17 protein-coding genes are annotated in these 20,145 nt (G+C 43.8%); 3 read left to right on the plus strand and 14 right to left on the minus strand.

Annotated elements, in window-relative coordinates; all coding sequences use genetic code 11:
- Window positions 1-229: 229 nt before the first annotated feature.
- The 4 genes from IQ263_RS13065 to rfbC form a co-directional block, all read right to left on the minus strand.
- Window positions 230-1,204 carry a glycosyltransferase family 2 protein gene (locus IQ263_RS13065; RefSeq protein ID WP_194067808.1) on the minus strand — a complete coding sequence of 325 codons (975 nt, stop codon included), beginning with the start codon at window positions 1,202-1,204 and terminating at the stop codon, window positions 230-232.
- Between the two features lie 92 nt (window positions 1,205-1,296).
- Entirely contained in the window at window positions 1,297-3,075 is a 1,779-nt protein-coding gene (locus tag IQ263_RS13070) for a hypothetical protein (protein ID WP_194067809.1), read from the minus strand.
- Between the two features lie 144 nt (window positions 3,076-3,219).
- A complete protein-coding gene (rfbD, locus tag IQ263_RS13075) occupies window positions 3,220-4,092 on the minus strand; it encodes a dTDP-4-dehydrorhamnose reductase (protein WP_194067810.1) in 873 nt (290 codons plus the stop codon).
- A 2-nt stretch (window positions 4,093-4,094) separates the two neighbouring features.
- Window positions 4,095-4,640, minus strand: coding sequence for a dTDP-4-dehydrorhamnose 3,5-epimerase (rfbC, locus tag IQ263_RS13080; RefSeq protein WP_194009709.1), 546 nt, complete (start codon window positions 4,638-4,640; stop codon window positions 4,095-4,097).
- A 50-nt stretch (window positions 4,641-4,690) separates the two neighbouring features.
- On the opposite strand from rfbC, the gene IQ263_RS13085 reads away from it, so the two are divergent.
- Both IQ263_RS13085 and IQ263_RS28510 read left to right on the plus strand, forming a co-directional pair.
- The gene (locus IQ263_RS13085) at window positions 4,691-5,374 is read left to right on the plus strand and encodes a class I SAM-dependent methyltransferase (protein ID WP_194067811.1); all 684 of its coding nucleotides are present in this window, start codon (window positions 4,691-4,693) and stop codon (window positions 5,372-5,374) included.
- 188 nt (window positions 5,375-5,562) lie between these two features.
- Entirely contained in the window at window positions 5,563-6,162 is a 600-nt protein-coding gene (locus IQ263_RS28510; RefSeq protein WP_228050018.1) for a hypothetical protein, read from the plus strand.
- A 203-nt stretch (window positions 6,163-6,365) separates the two neighbouring features.
- Here the strand turns inward: IQ263_RS28510 and IQ263_RS13095 are convergent, their stop codons facing one another.
- From IQ263_RS13095 to IQ263_RS13115, 5 genes are all read right to left on the minus strand, one after another.
- The gene (locus IQ263_RS13095) at window positions 6,366-6,539 is read right to left on the minus strand and encodes a hypothetical protein (protein ID WP_194067812.1); all 174 of its coding nucleotides are present in this window, start codon (window positions 6,537-6,539) and stop codon (window positions 6,366-6,368) included.
- A gap of 59 nt (window positions 6,540-6,598) precedes the next feature.
- The gene (locus IQ263_RS13100) at window positions 6,599-7,564 is read right to left on the minus strand and encodes a lipase family protein (protein WP_194067813.1); all 966 of its coding nucleotides are present in this window, start codon (window positions 7,562-7,564) and stop codon (window positions 6,599-6,601) included.
- Window positions 7,565-7,607: 43 nt separating this feature from the next.
- Window positions 7,608-8,012 (minus strand): hypothetical protein, encoded by a 405-nt coding sequence (locus tag IQ263_RS28515; RefSeq protein WP_228050019.1) that lies wholly within the window; start codon window positions 8,010-8,012, stop codon window positions 7,608-7,610.
- A gap of 44 nt (window positions 8,013-8,056) precedes the next feature.
- Complete coding sequence (locus IQ263_RS13110; RefSeq protein WP_194067814.1) at window positions 8,057-9,448, minus strand: tetratricopeptide repeat protein; 1,392 nt, start codon at window positions 9,446-9,448, stop codon at window positions 8,057-8,059.
- Between the two features lie 94 nt (window positions 9,449-9,542).
- Window positions 9,543-10,445, minus strand: a complete 903-nt coding sequence (locus tag IQ263_RS13115; protein ID WP_194067815.1) for a hypothetical protein — start codon at window positions 10,443-10,445, stop codon at window positions 9,543-9,545.
- Window positions 10,446-10,702: 257 nt separating this feature from the next.
- Between IQ263_RS13115 and IQ263_RS13120 the strand changes: the two genes are divergently transcribed.
- A complete protein-coding gene (locus IQ263_RS13120; protein ID WP_194067816.1) occupies window positions 10,703-11,188 on the plus strand; it encodes a helix-turn-helix transcriptional regulator in 486 nt (161 codons plus the stop codon).
- Between the two features lie 122 nt (window positions 11,189-11,310).
- Here the strand turns inward: IQ263_RS13120 and IQ263_RS13125 are convergent, their stop codons facing one another.
- From IQ263_RS13125 to IQ263_RS13145, 5 genes are all read right to left on the minus strand, one after another.
- Complete coding sequence (locus IQ263_RS13125) at window positions 11,311-12,375, minus strand: NAD-dependent epimerase/dehydratase family protein (protein WP_194067817.1); 1,065 nt, start codon at window positions 12,373-12,375, stop codon at window positions 11,311-11,313.
- A 48-nt stretch (window positions 12,376-12,423) separates the two neighbouring features.
- On the minus strand, window positions 12,424-13,224 hold the full coding sequence (locus tag IQ263_RS13130; protein ID WP_194009721.1) for a glycosyltransferase family 2 protein: 801 nt from the start codon (window positions 13,222-13,224) through the stop codon (window positions 12,424-12,426).
- Between the two features lie 3 nt (window positions 13,225-13,227).
- Window positions 13,228-14,904 (minus strand): hypothetical protein, encoded by a 1,677-nt coding sequence (locus IQ263_RS13135; protein ID WP_194067818.1) that lies wholly within the window; start codon window positions 14,902-14,904, stop codon window positions 13,228-13,230.
- A 163-nt stretch (window positions 14,905-15,067) separates the two neighbouring features.
- Window positions 15,068-17,074: a putative HlyD family type I secretion protein gene (locus IQ263_RS13140; RefSeq protein ID WP_194009723.1), complete on the minus strand. Its 2,007-nt coding sequence runs from the start codon at window positions 17,072-17,074 to the stop codon at window positions 15,068-15,070.
- A 59-nt stretch (window positions 17,075-17,133) separates the two neighbouring features.
- Window positions 17,134-20,130, minus strand: a complete 2,997-nt coding sequence (locus tag IQ263_RS13145; protein ID WP_194067819.1) for a peptidase domain-containing ABC transporter — start codon at window positions 20,128-20,130, stop codon at window positions 17,134-17,136.
- Window positions 20,131-20,145 lie beyond the last annotated feature (15 nt).

Raw genomic sequence — 20,145 nt, forward strand, 5'->3', positions numbered from 1 at the left:
GATGCCATAAGGGAGGGCGCATAAGGTTTCTTCCTTCTTCCTGATTGTCAGAATTTAACAGGCTTTTCAATTCACATATCATTTTCAGTTTGTTTTGTCAACTCCTAATACTGAACCGACGCCCTAGTTGGCGCAGGCCAACTTTGTTTGTGTAGATGCGGTTTCAACCGCCGAATCTTATTTGCTGGGCGGTTTCTGGGCGGTTTCAACCGCCAAATCTTATTTGCGGTTAAACATCAAAACCCGAATCATCAATAATTTCACAAATCTGCTTATCCACATAATCAGCAGCCACATTCCGCGCAATCAACTCAGCCAAAATCCCTAAAGAAATCAACTGCACCGATAGAATTGTACACAAAATCCCAAAAAATAACAAAGGTCGATTCCCGATAGGCCCAAAACCCATCCCCGCCAAATTCAGAAACCAAATAACAATCAAATAACCAAGCGAAATACTTCCCACTAAGCCAAAAGACAATCCCAATCCCCCAAACAAATGACCCGGTTTGTGCAAATAGTGCGTTGTGGCTAACACCGTCAACAAATCAATAAAACCCCGCGCATAACGTTCCCAACCATAATTAGATTTTCCATGTTTTCGCGGATGGTGTTCGACGACTACTTCACCAATTTTAAAACCCAAATTATTTGCTAAAGCGGGAATGTAGCGGTGCAATTCCCCGTACAATTTAATCGACTGCAAAACTTCCCGGCGATAAGCTTTGAAACCGCAATTCATGTCGTGCATTTTTACCCCAGTCATCAAACACGCCACGGCATTAAACAGCTTGGAAGGTAAGGTTTTAGAAAGCGGGTCGTTCCGCTGTTTGCGCCAACCGGAAACTAAATCGAATCCCAATTCTAAACTATCTAAAAATTTGGGAATCTCGGCTGGGTTGTCCTGCAAATCGGCATCGAGAGTAAATATAATTCTCCCTGCTGCATTGCGAAATCCTGCTGAAAGTGCGGCGGATTTACCAAAGTTGCGGCGCATTTTTATGGCCTTAATTAGTTTGGGATGTTGGCTGGCTAAATCTGCAATTTCTCGCCAAGAAGCATCGCGACTGCCGTCGTCTATGAAAATGACTTCGTAACTGTCAATCTCTGCTTGGGACATGACAATTTTTATTTTTTCAAACAGCAATTTTAGGGTGGCTTCTTCGTTGTGAACGGGGATTACGAAACTGAGGTCTTTTGGCATAAAGCTATTCTATTTCATTTGTGTTGTAAATGAGATTTTTTTATTAACCGCAGAGGGCGCAGAGGGCGCAGAGAAGGAGAAAGAGAGGTGTTTTAGTTTTTATCGAGAACTTGGGAGTTTCGCAAAGCTACCCAGCCTTGACGGTTTTTAAATGAGGCATAGGCTGTCAATAATGTATCTGTTGGCGATGTTTGAACGTATCCTCTCCAAGCTGCAAATTGATAGGCTGTGCCAAACAATTTAACTAAGTCGGGACGCGGGAATCCTGACATTGCAAAACCTCGAACGACATTTTCTTGGTTGAGAATGGCAATACATTTTACATTATTTTCGGGGTCTCCTACCCAGCCAATTACTCTGGCGGCGGCGGGTGCGAGGGTAGTTAGTGTATCAAAATATCCGGGTACTCCGTCTTTGGGTGCTGAAAGTAAATTGGGCTCGATTTGTGTGTCTAATGCTGCACAGAAATTGTGTTTTTTGATGTTTCGATTGAATGGTACTAAGTTGTTATTTTTTAAAGCATCGATTAATCCGACAAATGCCGCCGGTTTGTTGCCTACTTTGTCTTTGATTAATGTTATGTCGGTGATGCCTAATTGCAATGAAAGTGATACTAATGGTTGATAGGTTGCTCTGCGGGCGATCGCCATTGCAGTTTCGCCTCCCACCCCGTACATTAAAATAACGGCGGCTGTGGTGACTGCAAACAGCGGTGTCAGCCAACGTTTTTGGATTCTCGGTGCCGACTGAAACTCCCGCACGCACAAGACTGCGAGAACAATTGTGCTCATCCAAAACAAGGCGGGGAGTGTCGCGTAGCGGGAAGCGGTGGCCTGTTCGATGCCAAATCCCGATCGGCTAACAGCGGCCATTAACGCCGTTTGTAGCGCGTACAATTGAATTGACAGCCAAGGCAGCCAATTTAGGCGCTCTACTTTTTTTACTAATAGCCAATAACTGATAAAACCCGTTACAGCAATCAAACCAATTATACCAAAAATTGATGCGATAATCACATCTTCGCTAAAAATTCCACCGAGATAAATAGGAATATATTCGAGAGCTTTGAGCGGGTTAACTTTAGTTAAAGAAGGGTGATTTGCTGGAGTTTTATAAGTTAAGAAATAAAGACCAACCACTGCAATCGAAGCACCGAAATACCAATAAGTTATTCGCCGAGGAAACTGCAGCACAACCGCAGCAGCACACAATATCGGCCACAAACCCAAAGGAGTGCTGTAACTAACACAGCCTAAAATTCCAAACACAATACTACCAATTACCCAGTTATTTGGTTTCCATCCCTCGTTTCCAGGCTCTGCAGGGGAATTAATATTCAGGGTTTGCGCCTCTTTTTTTTCTAACAAAAGCTTCGCATAAAATTGCAAACAAAATATTGAACAAATTACAAATAAATTAGCAATTATCCAGTGAACACCGCTGAATCCCCGCATCCAATTGTGAGCCGCCGCCGGTGTAAAACTAAAAATAGAAATGCTAAGGACAATTAATATAAACAGCAGAGGATCGCGCCTCAATTTTAATGGCAGCAAAGCAATTAGTACGTGGCACTGAATCAAAGCTAAAAACCAGGCAACTAAGCACAAACCAATATTTGAACCTTGGGTGACAGCGATATTCAAGGCATAGATAATTGCCGGAATGAAGACAAAATGCTCGTTTGCCCGAAATATCCAATTCAAAGGATTTGTCGAAAAACCATCTACTGAATAAAAATTCCATGTCATCCACCAATAATCAAAATTAGACAAGTCTCCCCCTTGCGATATCAGGTACAAAATATAGGAGGCTGGTATCAAAATCGCGATAACTGATGCCGCAATTAAAATAGATTTTTGTTGTAATTTCATGGATTTGGGGAAGATTTTTAATTGATGGGGTAGGTTTTGCTCAATAAAGTTCAGTTAAGCCAGATCCCCCTAGATGCTGTACAGCTTGCAACAGATAATTTATGAACAAAACCCGCCCTCGCGTTTTGAGGTTTACTCAGTTTTTTATTTGACTTCTTTTGCCAGCATTTGTCTGAGTTCTTGCCGCCAGTGGGGAGGATGCGCGCCCAAAAGTGCTGATATTTTTACCGTAGAGAGAACCGAAAAAGCGGGACGTTTTGCGGGTGTTGGATACTCGGCGGTAGTGATGGGAATTACGCGCTTAATTTTGAGGGGAAAGCCCAGTTTTTCTGCTTCTTCAAAAATGGCGATCGCAAAATCGTACCAACTACAAACACCGCTGTTAGTATAGTGGTAAGTTCCAAAAGTTTCTGGCCCTAGATTCGGGATAATTTGGGCAGTCGCAGCCCCCAAATCGGCCGTCCAAGTTGGACTTCCGATCTGATCTGCTACTACTCGAATCTCTTCTCTTTCCTTTCCCAACCTCAGCATAGTTTTGACAAAATTACCTTTGCCGCCGTTGCCGTAAACCCAGGCGGTTCTAATAATAATATGTCGGTTTCCCGCTTGCCGAATTGCTTCCTCGCCTGCTAATTTTGACTTGCCGTAAGTTCCCAGCGGGTTGGTAGAATCTGTTTCGAGATAAGCAGAACCGCTGCTGCCATCAAATACGTAATCGGTGGAAAATTGAATCAAAGTTGCTCCCAGTTTTTCGCATTCTTCTGCGAAAATTCCCGGTGCAATGCCGTTGACTGTTTGTGCTAATTCTGGTTCGCTTTCGGCTTTGTCTACCGCAGTATAAGCGCCGGAATTGATCACTAAATTGGGTTGGATTTCTGCCATTGCTTGGCGGATGGTTTCGGGTTGGGACAAATCGACGCGAGTGCGATCGACCGCAATAACCTCTCCTAAAGATAATAAAATCGACTGCAATTCTTGAGCTAGCTGTCCGCTGCCGCCTGCGAGTAAAATTTTCACGATTAAAACACTTGAGCTTTTTTCAACGTTTGTCCGGCTTTGTCTTTAGCTGATAAGATTGGTTGGGCACCATCTAGCGGCCAGTCGATCGCCAAATCCGGGTCATTCCATACAATACACCGTTCGTGTCCGGGTGCATAGTAATCTGTAGTTTTGTACAAAACTTCAGCAATGTCTGATACTACTAAAAAACCGTGAGCAAAACCTGCGGGTACCCAAAGTTGCCGTTTATTTTCTGCACTCAACAAACAGCCCACGGACTTCCCAAAAGTCGGCGAACTTTTTCTAATATCCACCGCTACGTCAAATATTTCGCCCGCAATTACCCGCAGCAATTTACCTTGAGGCTGCTGCATTTGGTAGTGCAAACCGCGCAGGACATTTTTAGAAGACTTGGAATGATTGTCTTGAACAAATTCTGTTGTTACGCCTGTTTTTTCTACGAAAGCTTGGTGATTGAAACTCTCGAAAAAGAAACCGCGATCGTCTCCAAAAATTTTCGGCTCAATTATCAAAACTTCCGGTATTTCGGTAGATATAACGTTCATAGTGGCCTGTATCGCGTGATAAACTCATACTTAGTCTATGGTATCTTACTATGAAAACTGACACATATCTCAAAAACTTGTACGCTAACCGATTTGATTCCCGCCAAATGCAAGCGAAGGTGGCACTCTGGAAAGTTCTAATTGATGAGTTTTTACAAGATTATGTTCCTCCAGAGTCAGCGGTTTTAGATATTGGCGGCGGATATTGCGAGTTTATCAATCAAATTCTGGCTGACCAAAAATGTTTGATTGACCTCAATCCCGATTCAAAGTTATTTGCCAATCCTGATGTAAAAATACTGAATGTTGATGTTTTAAACTGTGGAGATAAATCCGTTTTTGCCAAACAATTTGACCGGATATTTATCTCTAATTTTTTTGAACATCTCCGCAACAAAGAGGAACTTGTAGAAATTATCTCGTTTTGCTTTGATGCGCTGAAGCCCAGCGGCTCACTTTTGATAATTCAGCCTAATTTTAAATACTCTTACAAAGAATACTACGATTTTATCGATCATCAATTACCGATTACGCACTTATCGCTGCAAGAGCTTTTACAAACTGTGGGGTTTAAAGTTGAGGTGATGATACCGAGATTTTTACCGTTTTCAACGAAAGGGCGCCCGGCCTCACCGCTGCTGTTAAAAATTTACTTAAAATTGCCTTTTTTGTGGCGGTTTTTGGGAGGTCAAATGTTTGTCAAAGCATCGAAGCATAGTTATAATTTATATTGATCAGAGTCGGCGCTTGAAACCGCGTCTATACACACGAAGTCAGCCCGATCGGACTGAAGAAAGTACGATTCTCTGCGAGGGCTTCGCTAAGGCAATTCTCGACTCACTACCCAATTCAATTTTCTCTAAAATCTGTTAAAAACCAGATTTTTTTGAGCTTGGTAAGTCCATAATCAATTCAAAAATTAATGAATTATCGCAAGCTGATACCGCTAATATTCACAGCACTCATCCCAATTTATAGTGCAAATGCCCCCTCCGGCGCCCAAAGTATCCCAACGCAAAAACAAAACATCGCCCAATCGGAAACCAAAGACAATATACCGCGTCAAGCCGCCGTACCTGCATACTGTGCGCCTGATGAATACAAACAATTTTTTGAGAATTTCGTGAGGGGAAAAGACTATCAAGGGACGGATATGCGATCGACTTACACAGCAAATCGCATTGAAGTGCGGAATTATGAAAATCCCAGCCAACTGCTGGAAGTGATGCGCCGCCAAGACGATGAATTTAGTATTAGCTTGCGGGATTATCGTTGGGTGATGCTTGTCCCTTCTAGTGTCGATAATAGTCCTTATACCAGGCTAAAAATTGATTTGAGGCGCGTCTCTAAAGACAGGTTTCGAGTGGATTATATCAAGGCTCAATATAAGTACACTGGAAATACCACTGGTACGGAGTCAGAAGATTTAGTCAAAACCTATGGAGAACCGGGGGCTTATGTTTTTCAGCATCGTAATGGCTGCTGGAATTTGACGCAAAAATTGCGATCGACAAAGCAATAGAAAATTTCGTTTCTATCTAATATCTTGCACAATAGTCATAAACCGGGAATAGGAGCAAAAATTAAACGCCAAAACGTATATTTTTTGTTCATAAACCCGGTTTATTTAAGCTTATTGAGAATGGTGCAACATCTCAGTTTGAATCGCACTTGCCGAAAACGAAAATATGGATTTTCTACAAAGTGCGATCGCACACCGCCCCGTCAGGCTTTTAGCGTAGCTTGATCGGCATCCGTAAAACCCCTAACGCGCGCAATATTCATGCCCTCATAAGGTATGTCTATCAAAGTTTTGAAGCACTCACCGACAGAAAAACCGTCCGCTTGCTGCTGTGCGGAACTCCCAGAAGCGTCCGCCGTATCATTGACATCCTGCACGTCTTGGGTTTCGCGAAGATTGCGGAAGGTGCCCGCCTTTTGGCAAACATTTATTCTACCTACTTAATCCAAGGTGGAAGATTACCAAAATTCAGCCTTTCTACATATTTAATAGCGCGATGTTCTTGTAATGAGGCTTGAATCAAAGTTTGAACCAGCTTTCTCAATCTAGCCTTAACACCCGATTTTTCTTCATCTCCTTGGGTTTTAACTCGTAGCTGTGGCAGTAAAATTCTCGAAAACTGAACCCACTGCCAAATCTTACTGATGTCAGGTTCATCTAATTGACGGCATGAATAATCATTTTCTATAAGATACTCAGCCTCTAAATGGGAATAGTTAGAAAGTGTTTCTAACAAACCAGGTTTCCAGTTAGCGATCGCCCCTCGTAAACCTGGTATCCGCTTAATTGCAACGGCAATTATTTCTGGCAAGTGTGGGATGAAGTCCCCAGCATTACGAAATCTGTATAACGGCGTATCTAGTATGAATTCTTCGGTGCTGACTGGCGGTGCGCCAAAAGTGTAAGTTTCTAAAACATAAGGCTCAATTAGCTTCAAACCAGATTTTTGAAGCCGTTTGGTAATGAGTGTAGCTGCTGCGCCTCCCAAACTGTGTCCAGTAATAAAAACGTCTTTTCTGCTATTATATTCTCGCAATATAAACTCTTGCAATTGTTCCCAAAAACGCTCTACAAAAGTGTCAAATCCTGAATGAATGCCTTGTGAATTAGACTCTGCCAGTAAATTTAAAAAATAATCGTCTAGGTTTTCTGTTCCTCTAATGGCGATCGCAATCTCGTTGGGTGCAGACAAAGCCAAACCGCAGCAAGCAAAATCACTTGTTGAAATCAAGGCACGCGGCGCTTGAATAAACTCTATTGTTTCGTACTGACGGACTAAGGGTGAACATCCTGATTTGAGGATATCGCGCACAGCTTCTAAGCCTTGGTTGTAGGCGACGTAGGTTAGTTGGGACAGACAGGCCATTTCGAGCGATCGCTGACGGTTCAGAGTGTGTTTCATGTTGATTTTTTGCAGATCAGGGCGATCGCTTGTATTGGTTGGCTTAAAACTCCCATTCATGATCTGGATCGTCAAGGGCTGTTCTGACAGATGTTAAATCAGCAAGGTCTTTGAACGGACTGGACTTAGCTATTTCGGTAATTGAAGTTATGGCTAAAGCTAACTGGTTGTTATCACCGATTGCTATTGCCTCATCGACCTTTCTAAACAGAAAGTTAAAGTTCTTAGCACGCTCATCAAACGAGCATTCAAGATAGTTGATTAAAGCATCGCGTTTTGCTTGAATGTCGGCAATTGTTGCTTTTTCCCAAGCTTCTATACCACGCCGTTTAGTCTGTTCTTGCTCGGCAACTATTTTGTATTCGGTGTAAGCTTCAACAACATCGCGGAAGTAGTCAGCAGCAGAGCCTGGATTAAAGATTTTTACAGGAACTTTTTTAGCTATCATTTCTATTTGCCTGGTAAAATTCGATATTTCTACAGAACAGAATCCTAAAACACCCGTGTCTGCCACCAAGGAGTATTCTTAATTTCCTTTTGAAGATTGCGGACTTCTTTTTGAAGATTGCGGACTTCATCCATCATGGATTCTTTGCGAAAGAGGCTGATAGCTTTCTGAAAATCTGCTACCGCTTCCTCTCTTTTTGCCTTTTCTCTGCGTAGAGAACCCCTTTTAACGTAGGCATAAGCATTGTCTGGCTCTATTTTGATGACCTGATTGTAGTCGGCAATAGCTCCCCGCTTGTCTCCCTTTTCGTGGCGGACACATCCCCGGTGAAAATAAGCATGTGTACAGTTTGGTTCTCTCTTGATGACTTGATTGTAGTCAGCTATTGCACTATCATAATCCTTGTTTGCTACGTGTGCATGACCGCGATACAAATAATTAACGGCTTCATTAGGGCTAAGCTTTATAACCTGAGTGAAATCGGCAAGAGCTCCTTTATAATTCTTTACTTTTTCGCGAGCATAACCCCGCTTAAAATACGGGTCAGCATCATAAGGTTTAGCTTTTATAACTTTAGTAAAGTCTACAACCGCTTTTTTGTAATGTTCTAGCTTAACAAGTAGACAGCCACGCATGAAGTAGGCATCGACACATTGAGGGTCAAGTTTGATAACTTGGGTATAATCGGCAATTCCACTGTTATAATCCTCTAGTTCAGTATATGCTAAACCACGACAGTAGTAGGCATTCACATTACTAGGAGCGAGAGTGATAACTTGAGTGAAGTCAGGAATAGCTTGTTTATAATTTTTTATTTCGCTGTAGGCACTTCCTCGTATTAAGTAGATATCCGCATTGCCGGGAGCGAGTTTAATGACTTGGGTATAGTCGTAAATTGCTTTCCTATAATCATTTTTAGCGACGTAAATGTTACCTCGATTACGGTAAGCATCGACATAGCTAGGATCGATTTGGATAGTTGTAGTGTAATCTGAAATTGCTCCTGCATAATTTTGCTGTTCATCAAGAATACAGCCACGCACAAAGTAGGCATGAGCATTTTGAGAATTGAGTTCAATCGCTTTCGTAAAATCTTCAATAGCTGCTCCATACTCTCTATTCTCAAGCCTTTTTATTCCTCGGTCAAAAAAATTTTTATCACTCTTGAAGAAATCCCAAAATCCTGTAATTCCCTTAGATACGCCTTTGCCTACATTCTTAACTGTAGATTCTCCTGTGGCACCAGCCAGTGCACCGCCAAACATGATTACAGGAATAGCCAGAGGCCCTAGAGCAGCCGCACCTAAAGTTACACCAGCCGCAAGTGCTGCACCTCCTCCTACAACTGCACCGGCTTGGTTTTCTTTTGCGAAGTCATTCTCAGTACATATCTTATGTAAATCACCAACATTTCCTAAAATTTCCCAAGGATTCATTGCAACCTCCTTTTTTTTCAGTAGTAAGGTGGGAAATGCCCACCCTACAAATAGATTTTCTGCGTAAGTCTTGAGACTACTTTGATTGTGATGTCTATTTACCTGGTAAAATCCGATATTTCTCCAAAATTTTCACAGTACCAAGGTTAAGCTTACCGCCATTGTTTAAAACTGGAGTTTTCAACATTTCTACAAGTCCCTTCATCTGAAGTCCTACCTGTTGGAACTTCTCAGCATCCCTCTTACTATCAAACGGCTGAGATTCCAGTTGGCTCAAACCTTCCAGAGCACGAGTGTTAATAGATTTAAACACTCCTTTCAACTCAGTTATCCGCTGTCTTACCTGTTTTGCAAAATCCTTAGCAACTTTCATGTCTGCGATCGCCTTATTGACTTGAGCTTCATGCTCCCGTGCCTTTGTCATCGCTTTCTCGCCTTCACTAGCAGCAAAAAAGCCACCAATCGCCAAAGCTGGTAAAAGGGCAATACCGCCTAGCACAACAGCACCCACAGCCATACCGCCACCACCAGCCGCGATCGCTCCACCGCCAAACCATGCTAAAGTTGCGTTCCAAGCAGCCGCTCCACTGAGAGTTGAGATAGCTGTTCCCGTGCTTGCTGCTCCTAGTGAAGTAACAGCACCAATAGCACCGCCGTAACCTGCTGCGGCTGCTCCAGCAGATTTAAAGCCAGCCATAAAATATTGTTCTGCTCCTACCGCCGCAGCTTTGTACTCGTTCATCTGCTGAACTGAAAAATCCATCCCTTCTAAAAGCCGCTTTTCACTTTCTGAAGCTTTCCGACCACTATTTTCAAGGAAGGTAACAAAGCGCTTAATGGTGCTTCTTATGACATTCAGTTGAAGTTTACCATACTCTTCTGCCAATTTGTTTGTGGCTGCTTCTTCTCTTTTCAAATCTTCAACCGCACGCTCGAATCGCTCTTGAGCTTCCTTGGCAAGTTCGTTAGCTTTCTGACCTGGGTAGAATGAAGGCATAAAATACTCCTAACTGTGATTTCCTAACTGTGATTTTTAGTGATTTGAAAAACAGGCAATTTCTTAGATACTTTTGCTTGATAATTCTGTCCAGCACAAAAGGACATCCCTAAAGAAGTGAGCCTTCCCGTGACAGCCAGAGATGAAGTATGAGACTGCTTTATATTAAAATAACTTAACCAAGGTTAGCCACGAAACTAATAAGCATTAGGAATCGTGTTAGAGTTTAATTAGGAAAACTCCAGAAACCTATCCCCATGACATCTCCTAACGAACAATTCACAGAAGCTGCCCGCGACTGGGACTTAGAAACCCTTTATACAGACCTCGCATCCGCCAAAGGCAAGCGTCTCACGCCCACAGAGAAACAACATCTACGCGGTCTACTCTGCGGCCACAGTCCCACCGAAATTGCCGAAACCCTCAGTAAAAATCCTAAGGGGATTGCAGTTGACTTTTGCAACACTATTTATCAATATGTCAAAAATCTTGTAGGCAAAGCTGATGAAAAGGTAGAAAACTGGAGAAAGATTTGTGAATGGCTGGAGGACGCAGGATATCAAACTCCGTCGTCTCCTGAATCTGAATCAGGTGATTGTTTACCAATAAAATTTTCAATAAAAAAAGCCAATATAATTCTCGATAAAAATCAAATAATAGTTGATATTAACCTGCGGATAATAGCCTCTTCACCTTCAGAAATTCCCATCATCGAAAACCTCGACCTCAACGGCAATAATTAATACTGCCGAAAATGGCGTTACACCCGAAGGGATGAAACAGGACAGGGCACTGCCGTTTCCTTAGCGCAGAATAAATGGTTTTATTACCAAATTCCACAAAACATCTGCGATGCAAAAAATCCCTACAAAATCGAACTTAAAACCGCCTCATTAGCCGCAATCCAATCATAAATATCCTGCAAAGCGGCTTCCGGGCCAATCATAGGCTTCCATCCAGTTTTCTCCATCACCCTAGAAGAATCGGTAATAAAAATCGGAATATCCCCCGCCCGTTCTTCCAAAACAGGATGAATCGGAATCGATTTCCCGGTAATTTTTCGGCACAAATCAGTTGTCTCAACCAAAGAAAGACTGTTGCTCAAACCGCCGCCTACATTAAACACTTCGCCGTCAAATTTAGCAAAATTTTCTAACTGATAATTAACTAATCTCAACAAATCTTCAACGTGCAGCAAATCTCTAACTTGCTTCCCGCTGCCGCCAAAACCGATATAATTCAGCGACTTTTGGAAATAGTGAGCAGCCACCCACAAACCGCAAACTCCTTGATCGACTTTACCCATTTGCCAAGCACCGGTAATTAACCCGCAGCGGTTAATAATTGCCTGCAGGTTGTATGCTTCTCTGTATTCCTCAATCAGCAATTCCGAAGCTAATTTAGTTGCTCCGTAAAGCGAACGGTGTCCTTTTAATGGGAAGTTTTCTGATATGCCTAACTCGGATATACCGGGTAATGTTTGCTCTGGGGCGATCGCAAATCTCTCATCCAACTCCAACAGCTTAACAGATTTCACGGTGGCGATCGGATAAACCCGACTCGTAGACAAAAACAACAAACTCGCACCAGTCTGTCTCGCCAACTCCAAAACATTCACAGTACCCAATAAATTCGTCTGCAAAACATACTGAGGCGAACTAAAACCAGCCAATACCGAAGGTTCCGCAGCGCAATCGATAATGCAGTCAGGGTTGAGTGCAACGGGATCTAAGTCTGCCGCCGTGCGAATATCCCCGTAAACAAACTGAATTCCGCAACTTTTAAGCCTCGGAATATTCAATTCCGAACCCCGGCGGCGCAGGTTATCCAAACAAATTATTTGCCATTCCGGGTGCAGTTTCTTCAGGCCAATTGCCAAACAACTGCCGATAAAACCCGCACCGCCAACAATTAAAATTCTTTCAGGCATTAACTAAAATTATTGCTAAAATATGGTTCGCAGTAAAGACTTCAGTCTTTATTCGTTCGTAGTAAGGGCTTCTGTCCTTGACTTGGCCAATAAATCTAATTTCAACTCATTCATCTTTCTAGTCCTGTGGTAGTCGCCGCGAGAGAGATGTTTTTCCAGCCAGACATACAAGACAATAAATAAATATCGGCTGCCCATTTCTTTGATTTTTAGCTTAGAAATACCAGCAGTCCGATTGTACCACCTCAGAGGAATTACCGCATAGGAAAAACCCCGGACAATGGCTTTTAAAGGCAGTTCGACAGTTAAATTAAAATGATGGCTTAAAATCGGCTGCACGCCTTCAATCACTTCTCGGCGGTAGAGTTTAAAAGCATTGGTAACATCGTTGTAGCGCCAGCCAAAAATAGTTTTGACAAACCAGTTTGCTAAGCGGTTAATTGCTAACTTGTGAATTGGATAGTCAACGACAAAGCCACCTTTGATAAATCGGGAACCGAAAACGCAGTCATATCCTGCTTGCAATTTGCGGTATCCTGCTACTAAATCCTTCGGATCGTCGGAAGCATCGGCCATCACAATTGCGACAGCATCGCCGTCAAATTCCGCTAAACCTCGTCGCACGGCAAATCCAAAACCGTTGGGAGGCTGATTGTTGATGTATCTAACTGTGGGAAATTCCCGCGATAATTCCTGGCAAATGTCAATTGTTCGATCGACACTGTTGTCATTCACAATCAAAATTTCGTGCGGAATGCCTTCTAAATCGAGCGTCTGGGCGATCGCCCGCACAGTACCTTCCAAACAGCCCTCTTCGTTGTGGGCTGGTACAATCACCGAAATTTTCACTCCTCATCCTCCGCGCAACTGGACAAATTGGTTGTCCACAGGATTATACACCCAAGCTTTAATTTCAGTTTGGGCGATCGACAAATCGCGATCGGACAAATCAACCGCCCACCTCGCATTATTGTACAACTGCGATTGCAAAATCTTAGCAATATCGGGACTGTCCAAATTTACATAAGCGTTAGCAAAAAAAGATTGTTTGTCGCCGACAGATAGCAGTACAATCTTAGGCTGTTGCAAATTTTCTGGCAAAACTGCCCAACCAGCAGCCTTGAAAGATTTTTCGCCCCTTGGGGGTTTGTCTAAATAGCCGTAAACTTTCTCTGGATTAGCAATAAATTCTACATTTTTAGCGAACTTTTTCCAACCTATTCGATCGAGAATTGCAGCGCCTTCTCTCACCAGCCAAGTTTTTTTGCTGAGCACCCTCAAACAGCTTTCTGGCGAATTCTTGAAAAACTCCGACGGTTCCAAATAGTTAATTAATTGCAAACAATTTTGAGCGCCTTGTTTGTAAAGGAGTGCCGAGCTAGTTTGGGCGATCGCCTGCTGAGAGTTAACAATAATTATAGCAATTAACAGCCCTGCCAATCCCTGATAAATAAATTTATAGTTGCGATTTATGGTAGCAATATTACCTCTGACAAACAATTGCCCTAACTGAACCAAAGCAATCAACAGCAAAATCGAATTAGTCGTATATCTCGAAGATTCGATCGCCTGAACCGCCCCAAATTCTGCCCTACCAGCGGTAATAAACAAAGACGACAACACCGAAAACAAACCTATTAACACCCAAGGCAAAGCCTCACGATTCTCGGTAATCTTTCTCCCAAAATGCCATACAAAAAATATAAAACTTGCGAATATTACCAATCCTACCAATGCCGAAACTCCGGGCGATCGCACAATTGGCGAACCCAACAAACTTAAAAAATAATCAATCACCACCAGCGGCTTATTCAACAATGAAATAATACTTGTTTTCCGGCTCGGATGATAATCTATTGAGTAAATAGCACAAGTTGCCACAAACAGCAACATCCATACAATTAATCTGATTTTTTTATGTAATCTTTTTCCTTCTAAAGCCATCATAGCCGGAATCGCCACCAACCAAGAAAGCAAACCTTGAGCCAGGGAAAAACTAGCAATAAAGCAGAATAGAGCAGCAAGAGATATTCTAATTTTAGGCGAAAACTTGTTATTTGAAACCAGCACATTAACCGCTGATACACAACACAAATTTACCAAAAACCAGGCTAATTGAAATCCCCAAAGCCAGTTTTCGTGCTGAACCAGGGAGAACACCAAAATACAAGTTAAAATATTAGCTAAATGCCACAAATTATCTCCATTTTTAGCTTGTAGAGAAGATAACTTGTAGGTGGCGATAAAAGTTAGCCCCGCCAAACCTATACTGAGACACAATTGATAATTAATATTCCATCTAGAAGCAAAAGCCACCAGCGAAATAATTATTTTCGGGAACACTATGCGGTGGTTGCTGTGCAAGGCCCAAAAATCGTTAAAAGTTATATTTCCCTGAGCGATTTTTTCAAACAAGGGGGCTAATCTCCACTCGTCATCGATGGGAACGTTGATGCTAAAATGCGCTACAAATCCGATTAATAAAACAACAGGAATTAGGTATAGACTAAATAAAATATTTTTTTTCATTAACATCAAATCCGGTAGCATCGGAAGTGTAAAATCCAGTCATCAGCTTTTCGACTGACAATTAACAGTCAACAGTCAACCGTCAACCGTCAACCGTCAACCGTCAACAGTCAACCGTCAACAGTCAACCGTCAACAGTCAACCGTCAACCGTCAACTGCTCGCTACTTAACAGTCTTGAACGTATCCAGTTTGCCAGTAAATCGGTTGATAAACATCTGCAAAACAGTCCGCTTGCCGATATTGATATTAGAACTTACAGCCATTCCCGACTGCAAGTTAACTTCCTGTTGATTTGGCTTGTTCTTGTTCAAAACAAACTTTTGATTCTTGAGCTTGATTTTGGTTTTGAAAGAGTAGTATTTCCGCAATTCGGTAGGAGGCTCAGCATCCTTGCTAATCTCTTTCACTTCACCCTCAGCAGTACCAAACTCCAAGGCCGGGAAAGCTTCAACATTGACTTCTACAGGCACGCAGGCGTATTTTGTCAGACCCAATTTCTCTCTGTTAACTTCCTTCTCTGGACAAACGCAGCTTTTACCTTTTTCGCAATCAATCTTTTCTCCATCTAATTGTTTGCCATGATACGGCTCCAATTTCTCGCGCTTCTGTCTCATGGCATCCAATACCAGAGCTACGTTGCTGTTTTCGAGGTAAACAACTGCTTCCAAACCGTTTTCGTCATCCAAAACCTTGAGTAGCTTTTCAGTTTGCTGCGCTTCGTAATAAGCTTCTTCGCAGCGTTTCGGGCGGGGATCCCCAGGCTTTACCACTGAGTTAATGATGGATTGGCAAATCGGATCTTTCGCTATATCCAACTTCGCATCCTGCTTCTTAGAAGGTTTCAAATCAAAGATTACCCCCGAGACTGGAGACTTCAGCACTTGAGTATCGCGGTTTTGCTGCGCTTTTTCTAGCTGAGCATTTACCTCAGACAGCTTTTTGAGGTTTTCTACTTTTAAGCGGCTAAGCTGAGAATCGCTGCTGGCAATTTGTTTCTGGTTTTCAGCAATTTTGGTGTACAGTTCTCTAGCCCAGGCATCCTTAGTGTTTTTTAACTGTTCTTCGGCGCGGGCTATAGACTCCTGAATTCGCGCTTGTTCTCCTTGCTGGCGCTCTATTTCTGCGGCAATTTTTTCGATGTCACCTTGACGGGCGTTAATTTCACCCCGGCGGGTATTGAGTTCGCCTCGGCGCGTGTTAATTTCGCCTTTGCGGGAGTTGATTTCACCTTCGCGCTGCTTGATTTGATCTTGCTGTTTGAGAACGTCGCTTTGGCCTCTGAAAACATCTTGTTCTTGCTTTTCTTTTTGCAGTTCGGCGATCGCTCCTTGCTCTACCAGCGGGCCTAATCTGCCCAGAATGGCTTGATTAGACTTCAAGACTTGTTGGGATTTTGCTAACTGTTCGTCAGCCAAATCTTTTTGAGCTAGGGCTGATTTGACTTGCTCTTGCGAAGAAGCTAACTGCTGTTGAGAATAATTTAATTGGTTCTGAGCAAAGCCCAATTGTTGCTGTGCGACGGTCATTTGAGCGCCGGCAGCTTTTTCAGCATTCTCAGCTTGCTTCAGTTGTTTGTCCAACTCCTGAACTTGACCTTGGGCTGCGGCTACGCGAGAGAGAAATTCCGATCGATAATTAACATACAGTCCTTGCTGACTGGCATCAAAATTTCCGCTCGATCCCCTGTTGAGGTACAGCTCGTCAATCAGAGCTTGCAGCACTTGATTTTGTGCCACGAGGCTCTGTCTGTCCTTGATTGTGGATTCTAAATTAGAAGGAATCGGGCCTTGAACTTTGCCGTTAACAACATCTTCGTAAAATTTATTTTCTTTTTCCAGGGCCTCTTTAGTTTTCTGGACCGACGTTAAATCTGCAGCGGGTGCTAGGGGGTTGAAAGTGAGCAGAGGCTGGTTTTTTTCCACGCGATCGCCATTTTCAACGTGAAGTCTCACCACCGCCCCTGTAGCGGGTGCTTGGATGTCTCTAGCACCATCTTTTAGTTCCAATTGGCCGACAGCCGGGACAGCTTGCTCTACGCTAGCAAAATAAGCCCAAACCACACCGGAAGTGGTCATCAGCATGATCATCCACAAAAACAAGTGGGACCAAATCGCTGGTTTTTCTAGAATGATTGGTTGCTCAGAAAGCGTGATCGATTTCATAGCCATTTGTTACTTCCCAATTATTAATTGTTCGTTATCGGTTGTAAGTTGTGAGTTGTGAGATATCAAGTATTCGATGACTCTTGTTGTTGGAAGAGGCAATAGTAACGTCCTCTAAGAGCCATTAATTCTTTGTGAGTTCCCTGCTCGACTACAGAGCCTTGATCCATCATAATAATTAAGTCGGCGTTTTGGATGGTAGTCAGGCGGTGAGTAATGAAAAACACCGTGCGACCTGCGAAAGCTTCTGCTAAGTTATTGCAAACTTGGCGTTCGGAATGATAGTCGAGGGCGCTTGTAGCTTCGTCTAAAATCAGCAATTTCGGGTTTTGCAAAATCGTGCGGGCGATCGCCAAACGCTGTCTTTGGCCCCCAGAAAGCGACGCACCGCGCTCTCCGACTATCGTATTGTAGCCAGCAGGCAAGCCCATGATAAAGTCGTGAGCCACAGCTAATTTTGCCGCCCGCACAATCTCATCCGTACTCGCATCGGGATTGCTCAGGGCAATATTTTCCTGTACCGAGCAGTTAAACAGCAAAGTATCTTGCAGCACCACCCCAAGCTGACTGCGGAGCGAATATAATTCCACCTTGGCAATGTCGTAACCGTCAATAAAAATCCGGCCCGAAAGCGGGGCATAAAGACGCTGCAACAGCTTCATCGCCGTACTCTTACCGGAACCGCTTCCCCCCACAATTCCCACAAAACTGCCAGCGGGAAAATCCAAATTCACATTCGCCAATTGCAGAGCCCCGCTTTCTAGGAATCGGAAGGAAACCTCCTCATACTTAACATCCCCTTGAATTGCAGGCAGCGGGATATTGCTCCTGTCTTCCTCGCTGGTTTCCGTGGGTTTATCGACAATATCCTTGAGCATATCGATCGACATCGAGACTTCTTGGAAACTCTGCCACACGCTCACAAAACGCAGCAGCGAACCAGTCACGTTCCCCGAAATAATTCGGAAAGCAATCAACTGGCCCAAAGTCATGTCATTGCTCAGTACCAAATAAGCACCCACCCACAACTGAGCCAAGTTACCCACCTGGTTTAAAAAGCTGCTAATCGTACCTGCTGTTGTCCCCGTGATAATTGTTTTAAAACTGGCTGTAATGTATTTTGCGTAGCGGCTAGACCACTCCCAGCGGGATTTTAATTCAATATTTTGAGCCTTAACAGTTTGAATTCCGCTGACTACTTCTACTAGATAAGATTGAGAGTCAGCAAAACGCATATTTCTTTGTTTGATCAGGCGCAGCACCAGGGGATTAATCAGAATAATCATCAGCGCCAGTACCGGTACCACTGCCAAAGATACGAAGGTTAGCTTCACGCTGTAGGAAAGCATCACCGCGACGTAGACCACCGAGAATACTGCATCGAGAACAACTGTTAAAGCTGTACTCGTCATGAATTCCCGAATCTGGCCCATCATGCTGAATTTGTAAACCAAATCTCCGACGCGCCGGTTGTCAAAGTAATTCTGGGGCAGCCGCAGCAAGTGGTCGATGATTTCCGCACTCAACTTGACATCGATGCGGTTGGAAGTATCTATAAATAAGAAGGTACGCAAACCATTTAGCAGTCCTTCAAACAGGGCAACACCTAACAGAAACGCCCCCAAAATATCCAAGGTGTCGATGCTGCGCTGACCTAATACTTTATCAATAATTACTTGGCTGATTAAGGGGTTGGCCAGACCGAATAACTGTACAAAAAACGAGGCTAAAAGCACTTCAAAAAACACTGTTTTGTGTTCCATCAGCGCCGGCACAAACCACCAGAAGCTGAACTGCTCTTTTTGCTCGACTTGGGGAGCTTGCAGCAGCAGGACTTCTCCTAGTTCTCCCCAGATTTCTTTAAACTGAGGTATCCGCTTCCGCATCAGCCCCTTTTCAGGAGTTGCCATCACCAATTCTTGCTCGGTGATGCTGTAAATAATGGCAAAGCTATTTTCCCATTTAACCATTACGGGAGCTTTGATGCGGTTGATGGCTTCGGCTGGGACTTGCGCTAATTGGGGCGTGAGGCCGATGCTTTGGGCGATCGCCCCGCAGGCTTGCAAGTTGATCGCACCAGCGGTTTTTAACTGATTTTCTAGAACTTTGCGGATGATATCCCGACGAAATTTGATGCCGAAATACTTGCTCAACATTTGGAAGCAAGCTAGGGGCGCATCTATGGTTCCTTTGGCGCGGAAAACCGGATATTTCGTATCCTTTGGTACTTCGGCTCGCGGGTCTGCAGGAGGTGGTGCGGGCTTAATCACCAGCGATTTTTCACCACTAAGCGACCTCACGCCTGGGTCTTGTATCGAAGTTTCGATTTGTGACTCTGGTTGCGGTTCTGGGGGTTCGCGGAAGCCGACCAAGCGCGCGCCGGCGTGACCTTCTACTTTTAAGGATTTGGCTGCGGTTTCCACAGAGAAACGGCTGCCGGTGGGAAAATCGCCCAAGACTCCGCTGCTGACGAGCCAAATGCGATCGGCATCTAACTCTTGGGCGAGCTCTTGGGTTTTTTTGTTGCCCTTTGGCACGTTGACAACTGTCGCGTCTTCCCAAGCTTGCAGGGTGAGTTCCTTGAGATTGGAAGTACCGTCGGCTTGGCGCTGCAATTCCAGGCTCAACAGTTCAAATACTTCGCTCAAGGAAGAGTGAGCGCGAAAGGCTTCTCCGAATGTGGGTTGTTTTTCCACTACACTCAGGAAATCTTCAGCAGGTATGACGATCGCGATTACATCTGTAGAGGCAATCGCCGTTTCGCAGGGAATTCCCCTGAGCAAGCCAGCCCAGCCTATAATTTCCTGTGACTGCACCAAACGCAAACTGACGTGGCGCTGCGACCGCTGGTCAAACCCCAGCAGCCGGGCCTGGCCTTGATAGATAATTGCCACCTGAGCCGGCATTTTTTCCCGTTCAAACAGGGGTTGCCCCGTGCTGTAGCCTAGGAGTTGGCATTTAGCCACCAACGCTAGAAGAGCCGTCTCAGAGAGTCGGTCAAAGGGAGGTGTTTTAGCTAAGAAATCCTGAATCTGGGAGAGGGAAACAGCGGCAGAAGTCATCCGATTTTAGATTTT

This window comes from Tychonema sp. LEGE 06208 (assembly GCF_015207505.1).
GTDB lineage: Bacteria > Cyanobacteriota > Cyanobacteriia > Cyanobacteriales > Microcoleaceae > Microcoleus.

Bases quoted from the DNA above. Each gene is read 5' to 3' on its own strand.
- IQ263_RS13065 (WP_194067808.1), bottom strand. From the start codon at position 1,204: ATGCCAAAAGACCTCAGTTTCGTAATCCCCGTTCACAACGAAGAAGCC.
- IQ263_RS13070 (WP_194067809.1), bottom strand. From the start codon at position 3,075: ATGAAATTACAACAAAAATCTATTTTAATTGCGGCATCAGTTATCGCG.
- rfbC (WP_194009709.1), bottom strand. From the start codon at position 4,640: ATGAACGTTATATCTACCGAAATACCGGAAGTTTTGATAATTGAGCCG.
- IQ263_RS13085 (WP_194067811.1), top strand. From the start codon at position 4,691: ATGAAAACTGACACATATCTCAAAAACTTGTACGCTAACCGATTTGAT.
- IQ263_RS28510 (WP_228050018.1), top strand. From the start codon at position 5,563: ATGAATTATCGCAAGCTGATACCGCTAATATTCACAGCACTCATCCCA.
- IQ263_RS13100 (WP_194067813.1), bottom strand. From the start codon at position 7,564: ATGAAACACACTCTGAACCGTCAGCGATCGCTCGAAATGGCCTGTCTG.
- IQ263_RS28515 (WP_228050019.1), bottom strand. From the start codon at position 8,012: ATGATAGCTAAAAAAGTTCCTGTAAAAATCTTTAATCCAGGCTCTGCT.
- IQ263_RS13110 (WP_194067814.1), bottom strand. From the start codon at position 9,448: ATGAATCCTTGGGAAATTTTAGGAAATGTTGGTGATTTACATAAGATA.
- IQ263_RS13115 (WP_194067815.1), bottom strand. From the start codon at position 10,445: ATGCCTTCATTCTACCCAGGTCAGAAAGCTAACGAACTTGCCAAGGAA.
- IQ263_RS13120 (WP_194067816.1), top strand. From the start codon at position 10,703: ATGACATCTCCTAACGAACAATTCACAGAAGCTGCCCGCGACTGGGAC.
- IQ263_RS13125 (WP_194067817.1), bottom strand. From the start codon at position 12,375: ATGCCTGAAAGAATTTTAATTGTTGGCGGTGCGGGTTTTATCGGCAGT.
- IQ263_RS13135 (WP_194067818.1), bottom strand. From the start codon at position 14,904: ATGAAAAAAAATATTTTATTTAGTCTATACCTAATTCCTGTTGTTTTA.
- IQ263_RS13140 (WP_194009723.1), bottom strand. From the start codon at position 17,074: ATGGCTATGAAATCGATCACGCTTTCTGAGCAACCAATCATTCTAGAA.
- IQ263_RS13145 (WP_194067819.1), bottom strand. From the start codon at position 20,130: ATGACTTCTGCCGCTGTTTCCCTCTCCCAGATTCAGGATTTCTTAGCT.